General features: G+C 61.3%; 14 protein-coding genes. 9 read left to right on the top strand and 5 right to left on the bottom strand.

What is annotated here, in order from left to right; genetic code table 11:
* Positions 1-639: 639 nt before the first annotated feature.
* The 4 genes from QRN48_RS24110 to QRN48_RS24095 all read right to left on the bottom strand — a co-directional run bounded on the left by QRN48_RS24110 (position 640) and on the right by QRN48_RS24095 (position 7,314).
* Positions 640-1,272, bottom strand: a complete 633-nt coding sequence (locus tag QRN48_RS24110) for a pseudouridine synthase (protein ID WP_037018025.1) — start codon at positions 1,270-1,272, stop codon at positions 640-642.
* An 89-nt stretch (positions 1,273-1,361) separates the two neighbouring features.
* On the bottom strand, positions 1,362-2,858 hold the full coding sequence (amn, locus tag QRN48_RS24105; RefSeq protein ID WP_191946048.1) for an AMP nucleosidase: 1,497 nt from the start codon (positions 2,856-2,858) through the stop codon (positions 1,362-1,364).
* 60 nt (positions 2,859-2,918) lie between these two features.
* Positions 2,919-4,565 carry an acyl-CoA dehydrogenase family protein gene (locus QRN48_RS24100; protein WP_285353805.1) on the bottom strand — a complete coding sequence of 549 codons (1,647 nt, stop codon included), beginning with the start codon at positions 4,563-4,565 and terminating at the stop codon, positions 2,919-2,921.
* A 787-nt stretch (positions 4,566-5,352) separates the two neighbouring features.
* Positions 5,353-7,314 carry a sensor histidine kinase gene (locus tag QRN48_RS24095; RefSeq protein ID WP_285353802.1) on the bottom strand — a complete coding sequence of 654 codons (1,962 nt, stop codon included), beginning with the start codon at positions 7,312-7,314 and terminating at the stop codon, positions 5,353-5,355.
* Positions 7,315-7,859: 545 nt separating this feature from the next.
* On the opposite strand from QRN48_RS24095, the gene QRN48_RS24090 reads away from it, so the two are divergent.
* The 4 genes from QRN48_RS24090 (at position 7,860) to QRN48_RS24075 (ending at position 11,409) form a co-directional block, all read left to right on the top strand.
* Entirely contained in the window at positions 7,860-8,657 is a 798-nt protein-coding gene (locus QRN48_RS24090) for a hydroxymethylpyrimidine/phosphomethylpyrimidine kinase (RefSeq protein WP_285353801.1), read from the top strand.
* 24 nt (positions 8,658-8,681) lie between these two features.
* Positions 8,682-9,308 (top strand): thiamine phosphate synthase, encoded by a 627-nt coding sequence (thiE, locus tag QRN48_RS24085; RefSeq protein WP_191945692.1) that lies wholly within the window; start codon positions 8,682-8,684, stop codon positions 9,306-9,308.
* A gap of 56 nt (positions 9,309-9,364) precedes the next feature.
* Positions 9,365-10,648, top strand: a complete 1,284-nt coding sequence (hemL, locus tag QRN48_RS24080; protein WP_037018014.1) for a glutamate-1-semialdehyde 2,1-aminomutase — start codon at positions 9,365-9,367, stop codon at positions 10,646-10,648.
* 191 nt (positions 10,649-10,839) lie between these two features.
* A complete protein-coding gene (locus QRN48_RS24075) occupies positions 10,840-11,409 on the top strand; it encodes a tetratricopeptide repeat protein (protein ID WP_285353799.1) in 570 nt (189 codons plus the stop codon).
* A gap of 24 nt (positions 11,410-11,433) precedes the next feature.
* Here QRN48_RS24075 and QRN48_RS24070 read toward each other — a convergent pair whose 3' ends face one another.
* Complete coding sequence (locus QRN48_RS24070) at positions 11,434-11,760, bottom strand: DUF1820 family protein (protein WP_037018011.1); 327 nt, start codon at positions 11,758-11,760, stop codon at positions 11,434-11,436.
* Positions 11,761-11,889: 129 nt separating this feature from the next.
* Between QRN48_RS24070 and miaB the strand changes: the two genes are divergently transcribed.
* From miaB to lnt, 5 genes are all read left to right on the top strand, one after another.
* On the top strand, positions 11,890-13,218 hold the full coding sequence (gene miaB / locus QRN48_RS24065) for a tRNA (N6-isopentenyl adenosine(37)-C2)-methylthiotransferase MiaB (protein WP_285353796.1): 1,329 nt from the start codon (positions 11,890-11,892) through the stop codon (positions 13,216-13,218).
* A gap of 260 nt (positions 13,219-13,478) precedes the next feature.
* Positions 13,479-14,495 carry a PhoH family protein gene (locus QRN48_RS24060; protein WP_285353794.1) on the top strand — a complete coding sequence of 339 codons (1,017 nt, stop codon included), beginning with the start codon at positions 13,479-13,481 and terminating at the stop codon, positions 14,493-14,495.
* Entirely contained in the window at positions 14,488-14,988 is a 501-nt protein-coding gene (ybeY, locus tag QRN48_RS24055; protein WP_037018004.1) for an rRNA maturation RNase YbeY, read from the top strand. Before QRN48_RS24060 ends, ybeY begins: the two co-directional genes overlap by 8 nt.
* Before the next feature lie 5 nt (positions 14,989-14,993).
* Complete coding sequence (locus QRN48_RS24050) at positions 14,994-15,836, top strand: CorC family transporter (protein ID WP_285353792.1); 843 nt, start codon at positions 14,994-14,996, stop codon at positions 15,834-15,836.
* A 27-nt stretch (positions 15,837-15,863) separates the two neighbouring features.
* Complete coding sequence (lnt, locus tag QRN48_RS24045; protein ID WP_285353790.1) at positions 15,864-17,384, top strand: apolipoprotein N-acyltransferase; 1,521 nt, start codon at positions 15,864-15,866, stop codon at positions 17,382-17,384.
* Positions 17,385-17,611: the final 227 nt, after the last annotated feature.

The following is a 17,611-nucleotide window of genomic DNA, read 5'->3' as shown; positions in this document are numbered from 1 at the left end:
TTAGTAGGGTCATCCAGCCAGCAGAACCGGACGGTCGCGGTGATGAAGCCGCCCACCAACGTCATCCGGGCAAGGACCCACTGTAGGAGCACGCTTGCCCGCGAAAAATGTCGGCGGCACCCCATTCGCCACTGACACGCCACCAATCGTCCGCATGCAGCAGGTACACACGACACCTCTCCGGCGCCAGCACCATTTTTCGCGGGCAAGCGCGCTCCTACACCTGTCCGCATTCGCCTAGTCAGAGGCATTTGTAGCGTCATCCAGCCAGCAGAACCGGACGGTCGCGGTGATGAAGCCGCCCAGCAACGTCAGCCATGCACGCACCCATTGTAGGAGCGCGCTTGCCCGCGAAAAATGTCGGCGGCACCCCATTCGCCACTGACACGCCACCAATCGTCCGCATGCAGCAGGTACACCCGACACCTCTTCGGCGCCAGCACGTTTTTCGCGGGCAAGCGCGCTCCTACACCTGTCCGCATTCGCTCAGCCAGCAACATTTGTAGCGTCATCCAGCCAGCAGAACCGGACGGTCGCGGTGATGAGGCCGCCCAGCAACGTCAGCCATGCACGGACCCACTGTAGGAGCGCGCTTGCCCGCGAAAGAGCGTGCCAGCACTCTAATTACTCAATCAGAAATCAAAGCTTCGCCGGCACTTCCTTCCACTGCCCCTGATCCAGACCCTCAATGCTCCAATCCCCAATGCGCACACGCACCAGTCGCAGCGTCGGCAGGCCGACCGCCGCCGTCATCCGACGCACCTGGCGGTTTCGTCCTTCCTTGATCACCAATTCGAGCCAGCTCGTCGGCACGCTTTTGCGGAAGCGCACCGGCGGATCACGTGGCCAAAGCTGTGGCTCGTCCAGTTGCCGGGCCTGTGCAGGCAGGGTCGGGCCGTCGTTCAGCTCGACCCCGTCACGCAGCGCTTGCAACTGCTCGTCCGTCGGCTCGCCCTCGACCTGCACCCAGTAGGTTTTGGCCAGCTTGTGTTTGGGATCGGCGATGCGCGCCTGCAACTGGCCGTCGTTGGTCAGCAGCAGCAAGCCTTCGCTGTCGCGGTCCAGACGCCCTGCCGGGTAGATGCCGGGGATATCGATGAAATCCTTCAGCGTCGCCCGGCCTTCGCCATCGCTGAACTGGGTCAGCACGTCGAACGGCTTGTTGAACAGCACCAGCCGAGGTTCGGCAGGCGGCGTCTTGGCGACACGCCGGGGTGCGCCCGTGCGATCAGGTGAGGGACGGCGGGAATCGGGACGTGAATTACGGGACATGGGAAACCGGTAAAAAATGACGGAAACGGAAAAGACCACTAAAACAGAAAGGGCCACCTTAGTGGCCCTTTCACTGAACGCCTAGCGCCTTAACGGAACGGTGGCTCGTCGAAGCTGCGCAGCTTGCGCGAGTGCAGCGAGTTGAGCTGCGTGCGCATCAGGTCCAGCGCAGCGATGCCAATCTTCAAATGCTGAGTCACGGCACGCTCATAAAACGCGTTGGCCGAACCCGGCAGTTTGATCTCGCTGTGCAACGGTTTGTCGGACACGCACAGCAGCGTCCCATACGGCACGCGCAAGCGGTAACCCTGCGCGGCGATGGTGCCGCTTTCCATGTCCACCGCCACCGCGCGAGACAGGTTGATCAACGGCCGCTCCTGCGCCCAGCGCAATTCCCAGTTGCGGTCGTCGTAGGTCAGCACGGTGCCGGTACGCAGACGCTTCTTCAGGTCCTCGCCCCGCTCACCGGTGACTTGCGCGGCTGATTCCTGCAGCGCCAACTGCACCTCGGCCAGCGCCGGAATCGGGATATTGGGCGGCAGAACGCGATCAAGAATGCCGTCGCGGCGCATGTACGCGTGGGCGAGCACATAGTCGCCGATGGTTTGCGACTGACGCAGGCCACCGCAGTGCCCGATCATCAGCCAGCAATGCGGACGCAGCACGGCGAGGTGATCGGTGATGTTCTTGGCGTTGGACGGACCAACGCCGATGTTGACCAGCGTCACGCCATGCCCGTCTTCGGCAATCAGGTGGTAAGCCGGCATTTGATAACGGTGCCAGACCACGCTGGAGACGATAGCCTGGGCTTCGCCGTAATCCATGCTCTTGTCGACGATGACGTTGCCGGGCAGGACCATCTTCACGAAACGCGGATCATCGCGCAGTTTTTCCAGCCCATGAACGATGAACTGGTCAACGTAGCGGTGGTAGTTGGTCAGCAGAATCCACGGCTGGACGTGGCGCCAGTCGCTGCCGGTGTAGTGCACCAGACGGCGCAGCGAGAAATCGACACGGGCGGCGTCGAACAGCGCGAGCGGCAGCGGATCGGTATTGGCCCAGTCGTACAGGCCGTCAGCGATACCATCGGTGGCAGCCGACAGATCGGTGCTCGGGAACACCCGTGCCAGCGTCGCAGCCGTCACACCCGTGCCGGCCAGCTCATCGCCCTGCTCAACCACGTACGGATAAGGAATATTTTGCTCGCTCACGCCCACTTCTACCGTCACGGTGAAGTCGTTCATCAACGGGACGAGCTGTTCGAGCAGGTATTTGCGGAACGCCGCCGGGTGGGTAACGGTGACGCTGTAGGTGCCAGGCAGTTGCACCTTGGCATAAGCGCGCGTGGTGAGTGGGACTTCGCCATGGCAGTGGTAAGTCAGGCGGATTTCCGGATAGCGGAACATCAGACGCTCGGCGGCATCGGGTTCAACGCGGTCTTTCAAGTAGCGCTTGAGCGCCTGGCTCAAGGCATTGGTTGCCCGTGCGTGCAGCTCGGCGAGCCGGTCGACGGCTTGTTCGGCAGTTTCTACGACGATAAAAGCTTCAGTCACGATGCATACCCTTCTGATCTTGCAAGCGCACATCTTGCCTGCAACAGATGACGAAGGCACGATCTGGCTGCGGCACGTGCGGTAATGGACGCGTTATGCTGGCGGTGAGGACCTCGCGACCAGCGCTTGCACATCGACCCCACGCGGCAAGGCACCGTAGACCCGACCCGACTGGTCCAGTCGGCCGGCGATGAAGCCGTCGCTGACCACCGCATTGCCTGCTTCCAGCAGCAGTTTGGCCTGAAGCGCGACGGCGATGTCTTCAGTGAGTTGCCGGGCGCGGTACTGGATATCGCTGGTGTCCTGGAACGCTGCCTTCAGTTGCTGAATAAGCGCAGCCAGACGCCTGTCGCCATGACCGTCGCCGAGTTCGTCAAACAAGGCATCGAGCACACCAGGCTCTTTGGACAGCGCGCGCAAGACGTCCAGGCATTGCACGTTGCCGGAACCTTCCCACGTCGAATTGACCGGCGCTTCCCGATACAGGCGCGGCAGGATCGTGTCCTCGACATACCCCGCGCCGCCCATGCACTCGGCCGCTTCGTTGATCATCGCTGGCGCTCGCTTGCAGATCCAGTATTTGCCCACCGCCGTCACCAGTCGTGCGAAACGGGCTTCATGGCCGTCATCCAGGCGCTCCAGCGAACGCCCCATACGCAAGGTCAGCGCCAGGGCGGCTTCGCTCTCCAGCGCCAGATCGGCGAGCACGTTTTGCATGAGCGGCTGTTCGCTGAGCACGCGACCGCCGACGCTGCGATGGGCGCAGTGGTGCGCGGCCTGGGTCAGCGCCTGACGCATCAGCGCGCTGGAGCCGGTCATGCAATCGAAGCGGGTCATCGCCACCATTTCGATGATGGTCGGTACCCCGCGCCCTTCCTCGCCGACCATCCAGGCCAAAGCGCCACGAAACTCCACTTCGCTGGACGCGTTGGACCAATTGCCCAGTTTGTTCTTCAGCCGCTGTATGTAGAACTCGTTGCGGGTGTCGTCCGGGCGATGGCGCGGCAGCAGGAAGCATGTCAGGCCCTTGTCGGTCTGGGCCAGGGTGAGAAAGGCATCGCACATCGGCGCCGAGCAAAACCATTTGTGCCCGACCAGTTCATAGGCCTGGCCGGGGCCCGGCTGGCCGACCGGATATGCGCGCGTGGTGTTGGCGCGCACATCGGTGCCACCCTGCTTTTCGGTCATGGCCATGCCGATGGTTGCACCGGCCTTGTGGGCGATGCCGACATTGCGAGGGTCGTATTGGGTGGCGAGGATCTTCGGCAACCACGTTTCGGCCAGATCAGGCTGAAGGCGCAACGCAGGCACGCTGGCGAAGGTCATCGTCAGGGGACAACCGCTGCCCGCTTCGGCTTGGGTGTGCAGGTAACTCATGGCGGCGCGGGCTACATGAGCGCCCTCACGAGGATCAGTCCAGGGCAACGAAGGAATGCCGTGTTCGATCGCCGTTTGCATCAGTTGATGGTAGGCAGGGTGGAACTCAACCAGATCGATGCGGTGGCCGTAACGGTCATGACTGGCGAATACGGGTTTGTTCTGATTGGCGAGGAACCCCGCTTCCATCAACGGGCCGCCGACCAGCGCGCCGTAGGCCTCGATCCGGTCCTGCGCCCAGCCCGCACCGAAGCGTTTCGACCACTCTTGCAGCGGCAGGTCGATACGGTAAAGGTTGATGCCGTCCAGCGAAGGCGGCTGATTGGTGACCTCATGGGTCTCGGCAAATTGGTGCAGGTTGATGCGCTGGTCCATGAGGCGACTCCGGTCCGGGCAGCACGCGGCGATCGTGCGGAGGCTCTAGTGAATCACGCGCCCCGCCGCAACGACAGCGCCAAACCTGACGAAATCACGGCGCTTTTGCTGCATTACCGTGCGCACATCCACAGTAGGAGCGCGCTTGCCCGCGAAGAATGGCGGCAACACCCAATGAGTCACTGACACATCGTCATGGGACCGGTACAGCCGTCACCTCTCTGGCAGCAGCAAGATTTTTCGCGGGCAAGCGCGCTCCTACAACTGGCCGCCTGCACTCAGCCAGGAGGATAAGACCGTCGCATTCGAAGGGCTACCCGGGAGCGCAAGCCGTGCACGCACCCACTGTAGGAGCGCGCTTGCCCGCGAAAACTGGCGGCAGCACCCCATTTGTCACTGACACACCACCGCTCGCCCCGCCTGTATCAGATACAGCCGACGCATCTCTGGCGGCAGCACGATTCTTCGCGGGCAAGCGCGCTCCTACAACTAGGGGCATTCACCCAGCCAGCAGAATACGACCGTCGCATTCGAGGGGCCACCCGGGAGCGCAAGACATGCACGCACCCACTGTAGGAGCGCGCTTGCCCGCGAAAAATGGCGGCAGCACCCCATTTGTCACTGACACACCACCGCTCGCCCCGCCCGTATCAGATGCAGCCGTCACCTCTCTGGCGGCAGCACGATTCTTCGCGGGCAAGCGCGCTCCTACACCCGGCAGCGTTCGCTCAGCGGTTACGTTTTAAGAGCTGGTCGGCAATCCCTGCCAAGCGATCTACACGACCGGTGCGGAATCTGCGCGTTTGATGTCCAGGCTCAAGCGGAACTGGCTGCCGTTGCCAGGCTCGGACTGATGGCTCAAGCGCCCGCCCTGCAATTCGATCAGTTGTCGGCAAATGGCCAGGCCGATGCCCAGTCCGCCGTATTCGCGGGTCGTCGAGCCGTCGACCTGGAAGAAATTGGCGTACAACGTTTCTTCATCCAGCCGACTGAAGCCTATGCCGGTGTCGATCACGTCGATCACCAGCCTTATGTGCCCGGCGTCTGCGCTTTGGCCGTTAACCCGGACCTTCACGGCCCCGGTTTTGGTGAATTTGATCGCGTTGTCCAGCAGGCACTCCAAGCACTGGCGCAGCTTCACGCCGTCGCCCTCCAGGCTGTCCGGCAACGTCTCGTCAAGCTCCACGCTCATTCCCAGCGCCTTGCCACGCGCCAGCGGTTCAAAGCGGCTGCGCAGCTGGAACAGCAGATGACGCAGGCTGAACGGCTCGTTGCGCACGGTGATTCGGCCCGCTTGCAGTTCGGTCAGCGTGAGAATGCCGTTAACGATGCCCATCATGTTCTGCGCCGAATCTGCGGCTGTCTGGCGATACAGCTCGATCTCGCTCTCGGCCACGTCCATCTGCATCAATTCCAGCGAGCCGATCACCCCGTTCATGGGCGTACGCAGCTCATGGGTGAGCGTGGCAAGAAATTCGTCCTTCAAGCGGTTGCTCACTGCCAACTGCTGGTTGAGGGTTTCAAGCCCATGGCGCGACTCCTCCAGGATGTGCGCTTCGCGCTCGCGCATGGCATTGATTCGGTCGGCCAGCGCCAGCGACAGCAAAGCCACCTCAATGACAGAGCCGATCTGGCTGGCGTACATCGTCCAGAAGGTGTTGGGCAAATGCCCCAGGAGCATCGTTGCGTTGACCACCCCGCCAATCAGAAACGCCGACCAGCCGAAAATAAAGTAGCGCGCCACGCGCCGGCCCTTGAACCACGCCGCCAGGCCGATCAGCAGCACAACCGGGGTGAACAGCAATACCAGTCCGGTGACCAGCCGCAGGGCGATGCCGTAATCCATGGTCAACGCCAGCGCCATGATCACCGCCGCGCAGACCATCATCAGCAGCAACGGTACGTCCAGCCAGCGGCTCAGGCTGGGCGTCTGCAGGAATTTGCGGGTGAACTGGCTGGCAAACAGGATGGCGCCGGCAATCAGAAAGGTCGTCGAGGTATTGGCCCACCATGGGTTATCCGGCCAGAAATATTCGATTCCTGCGCCGTTCACCGATACCTGATACAGGCCAAAAAAAGTGATGTAGAGGATGTAGTGCAGATAGGCGGTGTCGCGCACGCTGAGGTAGATGAACAGGTTGTAGACCAGCATCACCGCCAGCACGCCGTAGATCATGCCCAGGATGTACAGCCGCGACGGTTGCTCTTCTATATAAGCGTGGCTGGCCCACAGGTTGAGCGGCGCCTGCACCGAGCCATGGCTGGCGACGCGCAGGTAGACGGTCTTGGTCTCGTGGGCATTGAGGTTTAGATCGAACACATAATTGTTCTGCTTAATCTGCCGGCTGGAAAACGGCAGCATGTCGCCGGTCTTCCACGCCAGCGTCGGCCGGGCGTCATCGTCGCCCAGGTACAGATCAACGTGGTCCATGGGCGGGTAAGCCATTTCCAGCAGCCAGTCAGCCGAGGCCAGCGGGTTGGCGGGACGGTAGGTCATACGCACCTTGAGCCAGAACGCCGAACGCGAATAGCCCGCGTTGAGCGATTGCCCGGTGAGCGGCCGAAAACGTTTCAAGCCGTCTGGCGAAGAAACCTCTTGGATGGTTGCATCGCCGGTCGGGTCTTCAAACACCTGCGTCTCGGGACCCAATGCCAGACGGCGGGTGTTTTCATCGAAGTCGACAGCGCTGGCAAATACGGGCAGCAGGCATAGAAGGAAGGTCAGAAACAGACGCATGCGACACCGCCCTGAGACTGATGACTGCCACAAGCCACCGTGGAGTCGTGGGACGGGTTCGCAGCTCTGCGAATGACCTTTGTATCTGTCGATTGGCTCAGCGGGCAACGCACTTGCAGGTACTCATTTGGCAGAACGGATCAAGCGCCACAGGATAACGACTGATAGCTCGATGACACCATCTAATTTGCCATATCAACCTTTCGTTATCCTTACCTCAGCTCAAGCATCACCCTGCAAGATGACCGGCGCACACCGAACCTGTCCCGGCTGACCCGGCCCTTGGGCTCACGCAATTTCACTGTAGGAGCCGGCTTGCTGGCGAACGCGTCGGGTCAGGCGCTACATCAGCGAAAGTTAAACAAGGTTCGCCAGCAAGCCGGCTCCTACAGGCCGTGCCCCCGACTTTTCAGCGCTGCAAGATGGCCGGCGCACACAGTGACCTCTTCCCGGCTAAAGCCGGTCCAACTATAACCAGCACATCCATCCACGCGACCTCGCTGCCGGTCCCACCGGGAAAAACTTTAGTGGTAAGCTCGCGCACCATGAATATCTATAGCTCCCGCCCTGTTGTCCTCTGTCTCTCCGGCCACGACCCCAGTGGCGGCGCCGGCTTGCAGGCAGATATCGAAGCCCTGCTCGCTCAGGGCTGTCACGCTGCTCCTGCAGTGACCGCCCTGACCGTTCAAGACACCGTGAATGTCACTGACTTCCGTGTGCTGGACCGTGAATGGGTGGTGGCGCAGGCCAATGCCGTGCTCAACGACTCCACCGTTGCGGCGGTGAAGCTGGGCATGCTGGGTTCGCTGGAGATGGTCGACACCGTCGTCGAACTGCTCGCGGCCCATCCGCACTTGCCGATGGTCTGCGATCCGGTACTGCGCGCCGGTGGCGGCGGTCGACTGGGCAAGGATGAAGTGGGCTACGCGATGCGCGAGCGCCTGCTGCCTCTGGCAACCATCGCCACACCGAACCTGCCCGAGGCGCGCATTCTCGCGGAGCTGCCCGAGGGTACGGCGGATGAATGCGCCGAGAAGCTATTGCCGTTTTGCGAGCATTTGCTGATCACCGGTGGCCATGGCGATGAGCACGAGGTGCATAACCGGCTCTACATCCGCGGCGGTCAGTCGCGCACCTTTACCTGTCAGCGTCTGCCGGGCAGCTACCACGGTTCCGGCTGCACGCTGGCCAGTGCGCTGGCGGGACGACTGGCCCACGGTCAGGACCTGATCGGTGCTGTGCAACTGGCGCTGGATTACACCTGGCGCACCCTGCGCGACGCCGAACAGCTGGGTCGAGGGCAATTTGTTCCCCGTCGCCTGCCGCTGGATTTCTGCTCGTAACGCCACGAATAAGAGGCACCCTTGATGAGACTACGTGGCTTGTATGCCGTGACCGACAGCCAGCTGTTGGCCGGCAAATTCCTGTCTTACGTCGAAGCTGCCCTGGATGGCGGTGTGACCCTGCTGCAGTACCGCGACAAATCCGGTGACGAGACCCGCCGTCTGCGCGAGGCCTCGGCGCTGCTCAAACTCTGCGAGCGCTATAAAACCCGCCTGATCATCAATGACGACGCCGAAGTGGCCGCACGCCTGGGGGTCGGCGTACACCTGGGGCAAACCGACGGATCGCTACCGGACGCCCGCGCCCTGCTGGGTCACAAGGCCGTTGTGGGTGCGACCTGCCACGCGCAGCTTGAGCTGGCCGACAAGGCCAAGGCGGATGGCGCCACGTATGTCGCCTTCGGCCGCTTCTTCAATTCCCAAACCAAACCCGGCGCGCCCACGTGCAGCCTCGACCTGCTCAGCCAGGCCCGCAAGCGCATCAAATTGCCGATCGCGGTGATCGGCGGGATTACGCTGGAAAACGCCGCCCCACTCGTCGCCCACGGCGCCGATTTGCTCGCCGTCGTGCATGGGCTGTTTGGGGCCGAGTCGACCCAGGAAGTCACCCGCCGCGCCCGCGCTTTCAACGATTTGTTCAAGCCCGCCTGATTCTGCTTCAGGCCGGTTGCGCACTCACTCATTCCGATTCAAACAGAGACCTCATTATGTCCCGCTCCGAAACGCTATTCGCCAACGCCCAGAAACACATCCCCGGCGGCGTCAATTCTCCGGTCCGCGCTTTCAAAAGCGTCGGCGGCACGCCCCTGTTCTTCAAGCACGCCGTCGGCGCCTACGTCACTGACGAAGACGACAAACGCTACGTCGACTACGTCGGCTCGTGGGGCCCGATGATTCTGGGCCACAGCCACCCGGACGTATTGGATGCCGTGCGCAAGCAGCTGGAACACGGTTTGTCGTATGGCGCTCCGACCGAGATGGAAACCGAGATGGCCGACCTGGTCTGCTCGATCGTGCCGTCGATGGAGATGGTCCGCATGGTCAGTTCCGGTACCGAAGCCACCATGAGCGCGATCCGTCTGGCGCGCGGCTTTACCGGTCGAGACAGCATCATCAAGTTCGAGGGCTGCTACCACGGGCACTCTGACAGCTTGCTGGTAAAGGCCGGTTCGGGCGCGCTGACCCTGGGCGTGCCGAGTTCGCCGGGTGTTCCCGCAGCCTTCGCCAAGCACACGCTGACCCTGCCGTTCAACGACATCGAGGCGGTCAAGACCATGCTCGCCGACGTCGGTCAGGAGGTGGCGTGCATTATCGTTGAGCCGGTTGCAGGCAACATGAACTGTGTACCGCCCGCGCCGGGCTTTCTGCAGGGCTTGCGTGAAGCCTGTGACGAACATGGCGTGGTGCTGATTTTCGACGAAGTCATGACGGGCTTCCGCGTTGCCCTTGGCGGTGCGCAGGCTTACTACGGCGTAACGCCAGACCTGAGCACCTTCGGCAAGATCATCGGCGGCGGCATGCCGGTCGGTTGCTTCGGCGGCAAGCGCGAAATCATGTCGCACATCGCGCCGCTGGGTCCTGTGTATCAGGCCGGTACGCTGTCGGGTAACCCGTTGGCGATGGCGGCGGGTCTGACCACGCTGCGCCTGATCAGCCGTCCGGGTTTCCACGACGAACTGAGCGCGTTCACCACGCGCCTGCTCGAAGGCCTGCAACAGCGGGCCGACGCAGCTGGCATCCCGTTCGTGACCACCCAGGCGGGCGGCATGTTCGGCTTGTACTTCAGCGATGCCAAAGAGATCGTGACTTTCCAGGACGTGATGACCAGCGACGCCAGCCGCTTCAAGCAGTTCTTCCACCTCATGCTGGAAGGCGGCGTGTACCTGGCGCCAAGCGCATTCGAAGCCGGTTTCACCTCGATTGCCCACGGCGATGCCGAGCTGCAATTGACGCTGGATGCTGCCGAGAAAGCGTTCGCCCAACTGAAATAACGCAGACCGGGCGGAACGGACGCCGCCCGGGCACTCATGGCTAACCTCCCTGAAAGCAGGCCGATGAAGCCCGCGCAGCAGAAAATCAGTAAAGACTTTGTAAGGTGGCCCCCGCTTATTTCATAATGCGCAGCCAGCACATCTCGCTGGACGGGCATGCCCGCACCTTTTTCAGAGGTAAATCGACTTCCATGAACCGCACCGGCCGCACCCTTGCATTGGGCTGCCTGTTGCTTCTTCATCCCCTGCTGGCAAATGCAGGTGGCAACTCGTTGTTGATCCCAGCGGTGGGTCGTTGCACCCTCAATACCCAGCCAGACAACCTGTCAGCAGCGTTGTCGGCCTGCCAGCAGGCGGCTCAGGGCGGGGATGCGCAGGCGCAATACGAGTTGGGGGAGTTTTACTACGAGGGTAAAAACGCGCCGCGCGATTTACCCCAGGCCCTCAATTACTTCGAGCAGGCATCCTTGCAAGGCCACGCCCAGGCGCAGTATCAGCTCGGCTTGATGTTCTTCCGAGGCGAAGGCGTGCAGGCCAATAACATTCAGGCGTACATCGTGCTGAAGATGGCGGCGGTCAACGGTTCGGAAGATGCGCTGGATCAAGCAGACGAAGTGTCTGCGCAAATGAAGCGCGAAGACCTGGACGTCGCTACGCAGGTGCTGGGGCAGATCTTCCGCAAATACCTGCTGGAGTTGCAAACCGCTGAAGGACGCACGCCATTTGCGCCCTTCCCTGCCGACAGCGCCACCAAGCCCTGAGCGCAATCAGCTCTCTGAAGCCGGTTACTTGTCCGGCATCGGCATCGGGAACGGCATGACGTTACCGGTGTGGCGCGCTTCGCTGATTTTCGCTGTTCCCATCCGCTCCACTTCATCGATGCGCACAATCGAGTGCATCGGGACAAAGCTGCGCACCACGCCATCAAATTGAGCTTTGAGCTTCTCTTCGCTGGGGTCGACTACCACGGTGGTGCGCTCGCCGAAGACGAATTCTTCCACTTCCAGAAAACCCCACAGATCACTTTGATAGATCTGTTTGGCGTACATTTCGAACACCTGTCCCTGGTTGAGAAAAATCACCTTGTAGATTGGAGCTTCGCGTTTGGTCATAACAGGCAGGCAGTGATCAGCGTTTTGAAAAGGGCGCGAACTATAGCATGCCGCTCGTTAGACGACGCTAGGAACCCGGGGCCCGCATCCCTATAATGCGCGGTTCTTTGAATCACCTGATGAACCCGCATGGCCAAGAAGCTTTACATCGAAACCCACGGTTGCCAGATGAACGAGTACGACAGCTCGCGCATGGTCGATCTGCTGGGCGAACATCAAGCACTGGAAGTCACCGCACGGGCAGAAGACGCCGACGTCATCCTGCTCAACACCTGCTCGATCCGTGAGCGGGCGCAGGACCGCGTGTACTCCCAGCTTGGCCGCTGGCGTGAACTCAAGCTGGCGAACCCCGAGATGGTCATTGCCGTCGGGGGCTGCGTGGCGAGCCAGGAAGGTGCGGCCATCCGCGATCGCGCGCCCTACGTTGACGTAGTCTTCGGTCCGCAGACCCTTCACCGCCTCCCGGAAATGATCGACGCGGCACGCATCACGCGCCTGCCGCAGGTCGATGTGTCGTTCCCGGAAATCGAAAAGTTCGACCACCTGCCCGAGCCCCGCGTCGATGGCCCGACTGCGTATGTGTCGGTCATGGAAGGCTGCAGCAAGTACTGCACCTTCTGCGTGGTGCCTTACACCCGCGGCGAAGAAGTCAGCCGGCCGTTCGACGACGTCATCAGCGAGGTTTTCCACCTGGCCGAAAATGGCGTACGCGAAGTGACCCTGCTGGGCCAGAACGTCAACGGCTACCGCGGCACGACCCACGAGGGTCGGCTGGCGGACCTTGCCGAACTGATCCGCGTGGTCGCAGCCATCGACGGCATCGACCGCATTCGCTACACCACCTCGCACCCATTGGAGTTCTCCGACAGCCTTATTCAGGCTCACGCCGACGTGCCGGAGCTGGTCAAGCACCTGCACCTGCCCGTGCAGTCTGGCTCCGACCGAATTCTGGCAGCGATGAAACGCAACCACACCGTCCTTGAATACAAGTCGCGTCTGCGCAAGCTGCGCGCAGCGGTGCCGGATATCTGCATCAGCTCCGACTTCATCGTCGGCTTCCCGGGCGAAACCGAGAAGGATCACCTGCAGACCATGAAGCTGGTGGAAGACGTCGGCATGGATTTCTCCTACTCCTTCGTTTACAGCGCCCGCCCGGGCACCCCGGCTGCAGACCTGCCTGACGACACCCCGGAAGAGGTGAAGAAAGAACGCCTCAAGCAGTTGCAGGACTTGATCAATCGGCAAGGCCTGGAGATCAGCCGCCGGATGGCCGGCACCGTGCAGCGGATTCTGGTCACCGACTATTCGAAAAAGGACCCGGGCGAATTGCAGGGCCGCACCGAGAACAACCGCATCGTCAACTTCCGTTGCGATAACCCCCGGTTGATTGGCCAGTTTGCTGACGTGTACATCGACAGCGCCCAACCTCACTCGCTCCGCGGGTCGTTGTTGCAATAGACGAATACGCCCCCATGTAGACGTCACGCATGAATCCTGCAGGCAGCGCCGGGTATCAGGCCCCGCGAGAAGGCAGCCATACGTCGGCCGCCCCGGCGTGTGACCAAGCTCGCAGCCCTGGCGAACTGTCTGTTACAGGGTGCCCTTCAGCGTCCCTGAACCGCTCATTTACCCGTTAGTAAGTGAGCCCTTTCAGACGTTGCCTGCAGGGGTTATCCTTCACGTCACTTCACATTGCCGTCGGGCGGCCCAAAACCACTTTGAACGCACCTATCGAACCACATCGCTTCAGCCTTGAACCTATCGAGGCCCATCGCTTCGCCAATCTGTGCGGGCAATTCGACGAGCATCTTCGCTTGATCGAACAGCGCCTGGACATCGAGATCCGCAATCGCGGAGCCCAGTTCGAGATCATTGGCGATCGCAAAAAATCCATTTCGGCAGAGAACCTGTTGCGCCGGCTGTATCGGGAAACGAAAGCGACCGATCTGTCTCCGGACATGGTCCATCTGTTCCTGCAGGAATCCGGCGTCGAAGAGCTGGACAACCATCCTGCGGCCGAGGTCGGCGTGGCCTTGCGTACCAAAAAAGGCATGATTCGCCCGCGCGGCTTGAATCAGCAGCGGTACGTGAAAGAAATCCTCGCCAACGATATCAACTTCGGCATCGGTCCGGCCGGTACCGGCAAGACGTATCTGGCCGTCGCCGCTGCAGTGGATGCGCTTGAGCGCGAAACCATTCGCCGCATCCTGCTGGTGCGTCCTGCCGTTGAGGCGGGCGAAAAGCTCGGCTTCCTGCCCGGCGACCTGTCGCAGAAAATCGACCCGTACCTGCGCCCGCTTTACGACGCGCTGTACGAAATGCTCGGCTTTGAATACGTTGCCAAGCTGATCGAGAAACAGGTCATCGAGGTTGCGCCGCTGGCCTACATGCGCGGTCGCACGCTGAACAACAGCTTCATCATTCTCGACGAGAGCCAGAACACCACCGTCGAGCAGATGAAGATGTTCCTGACGCGGATCGGCTTCGGCTCCACGGCAGTGATCACCGGTGACATCACCCAGATCGACCTGCCACGCGGCACCAAGTCCGGCCTGAACCACGTCATTGAAGTGCTCAAGGAAGTGCCGGGAATCAGCTTTACCCACTTCAAGCCCAAAGACGTCGTTCGCCACCCGCTGGTGCAGCGCATCGTCGAGGCTTACGAGCGCTACGAAGAACGCACCGATCATCCGACCACCGCTCAGGACTCCCGGGAACCACGCCGCGATGCTTGAGCTGGATCTGCAAGTCGCGAGTCAGGCAAGCGCTCCGAGCGAAGCCCAGTTCCGCCTCTGGTGTGAAATGGGCCTGCGCCAGCGTTCTGCTGATTCCGAGATGACCATTCGCCTCGTCGATGAAGCCGAAGGCCGGGAGCTCAATCACACTTGGCGGCACAAGGATTACGCCACCAACGTGTTGTCGTTTCCCGCTGACGTTCCTGACGAGTTGCTGGACATCCCGCTGCTGGGTGATCTGGTCATCTGCGTTCCCGTTGTGGCGCGTGAAGCCGCGGAGCAAGGTAAATCGCCAGACGCCCACTGGGCGCATCTGGTGATTCACGGCTGTCTTCATTTGCTGGGCTACGATCACATCGACGATGAAGAAGCCGACGAGATGGAAGCGCTGGAACGAGAGTTGCTTGCAGAGCTTGGCTATCCGGACCCCTACGCCGACGATGAAGTTGGCGACACCCCTCTTTTAGAAACATCAGCCAAGGACCACGAGTAAGGGCTATGAGCGAAGACCGATCGAGCAACGGGCAAAAGTCATGGTTGGGCAAACTGACCCAGGCATTTGCCCATGAGCCGAAAAACCGCCAGGAGCTGCTGGAGCTGCTGCGCGAAGCCCACCAGAACAAGCTGCTGGACAGTGAAGCGCTGGCCATCGTCGAAGGCGCCATTCAGGTCGCCGACCTGCAGGTGCGCGACATCATGGTGCCGCGCTCGCAGATGATCAGCATCAAGGCCAGCCAGGCGCCCCGCGAGTTCCTGCCTGCGGTGATCGATTCCGCGCACTCTCGCTATCCGGTCATCGGTGAAAGCCACGATGACGTGCTTGGTGTCCTGCTCGCCAAAGACTTGCTACCGCTGATTCTGAAAGAAGACGGCGGCAGCGGCGACGTCAAGAGCCTTCTGCGCCCGGCGACCTTCGTCCCGGAATCCAAGCGTCTGAACGTGCTGCTCCGGGAATTCCGTGCCAATCATAATCACATGGCTATCGTCATCGACGAATACGGCGGCGTCGCCGGCCTGGTGACCATTGAAGACGTACTTGAGCAAATCGTCGGCGACATCGAAGACGAGCATGACGTCGAGGAAGACAGCTATATCAAGCCGCTGCCAAGCGGTGACTTCCTGGTCAAGGCACTGACACCCATCGAGAGCTTCAACGAGTTCTTTGACAGCGGCTTCTCCGACGACGAGTTCGATACCGTTGGCGGCCTGGTGATGAACGCGTTCGGGCATTTGCCCAAGCGTAACGAGATCACCGAAATCGGCGCGTACCGTTTTCGCATCCTGAATGCCGACAGCCGTCGTATTCACCTGCTGCGCCTGAGCCCGATCAACCGCTCGTAGGGCCTTTACCCGCTTTAAGGAATGTAAATGCGCTGGATCACCCGCCCCGGCTGGCCCGGTAACCTGCTGGCCATGGTGGCCGGCGCGTTGATTACACTGGCCCTGGCACCCTTCGATATCTGGCCGCTGGCGATTGTCGCGCTGGTGCTTTTCTACCTCGGGCTACGCGACCTCACACCACGCCAGGCCCTGTGGCGTGGCTGGTCATACGGGTTCGGCCTGTTCGGCGGCGGCACCAGCTGGATTTACGTCAGCATTCACACTTACGGCGAGGCGCCTGTCTGGCTGGCAGTGTTCCTGATGGTGCTGTTCTGCGCTTCGGTGGCGTTCTTTTTTGCCTTGCCGGCGTGGATCTGGGCCCGGTGGATCCGCCGCAACGAAGCCCCTCTGGCCGATGCACTGGCGTTCGCTGCGTTGTGGTTCGGTCAGGAGATGTTCCGTGGCTGGTTCCTCACGGGGTTCCCTTGGCTCTATTCCGGCTACAGCCAGTTGGACGGGCCGCTTAAAGGGCTCGCGCCCGTGGGCGGCATGTGGCTGATTTCCTTCGCACTCGCGCTGACCGCCGCATTGCTGTGCAACCTGCCTCGTTTGCGCACACGCTTGCCTTTAATGGCGGCTGGCATTGTGCTGCTGCTCGCACCATGGGTTGTGGGACTGGCGCTGAAAAATCACGCCTGGACCGAGCCTTCCGGCAAGCCGTTGAGCGTTGCGGCCATGCAGGGCAACGTCGAGCAAAGCATGAAGTGGGATCCGGCGGCGCTGAATGCGCAACTTGCGCTGTACCGGGACATGACGTTTATCTCGAAGCGGGCTGATCTGATCGTCTGGCCGGAAACGGCGGTGCCGGTGCTGAAGGAGTCGGTTGAGGGGTATCTGTCGGTGATGGGCAAGTTCGCGGCTGATCGTGACTCGGCGCTTATCACCGGCGTGCCGTTGCGGGAAAAGGGCACTCACGGGGAATTCCGTTACTACAACGCGATTACCGTAACAGGCGAAGGCGACGGCACTTACCTGAAACAGAAGCTGGTGCCGTTTGGCGAATACGTTCCGCTGCAGGACCTTTTGCGCGGATTGATCACATTCTTCAACCTGCCGATGTCCGACTTCGCGCGCGGCCCTTCCGGGCAGGCGTTGTTGCAGGCGAAGGGTTATGAGATCGCGCCGTACATCTGCTACGAAGTGGTCTACCCCGAATTCGCCGCAGGGCTTGCCGCGCAAAGTGACCTGTTGCTGACGGTGAGTAACGACACCTGGTTTGGCACTTCGATCGGCCCGCTGCAGCATCTGCAGATGGCGCAGATGCGCGCGCTGGAAGCCGGCCGCTGGATGATCCGCGCCACCAACAACGGCGTTAGCGCGCTGATCGACCCGTTTGGCGAGATCACCACGACGGTGCCGCAGTTCGAGCGCGCTGTGATGTACGGCGAAGTCACCCCGATGCAAAATCTGACGCCCTACCTGCACTGGCGCTCATGGCCACTGATCATCCTGTCGCTGCTGCTGGTGGGCTGGGCATTTTTTGCCGGCAGGATTGCGAAGGCGGTGTGACACCCGAACGTTGATGCGACCTGGCGGTTTCCAAACCCGGAGGCTGCCGGGGCCTCGTCGATTTCTGATCGGGGAGATTGTCCATGCCTGCCTCAATCTAACGTCTCCGACATTTTCCGTGCCTGCCTCGATCTAACGTCTCCGACATTTTCCGTGCCTGCCTCGATCTGTAGGAGCCGGCTTGCTGGCGAACCAGATTGGCCAGTCACCGTTGCAGCGCCTGGCCT

Source organism: Pseudomonas sp. ME-P-057, from assembly GCF_030208975.1.
GTDB lineage: Bacteria > Pseudomonadota > Gammaproteobacteria > Pseudomonadales > Pseudomonadaceae > Aquipseudomonas > Aquipseudomonas lutea.
Note: the sequence above shows the minus strand (reverse complement) of the source record. Positions and strands in the feature narration are given on the sequence as shown.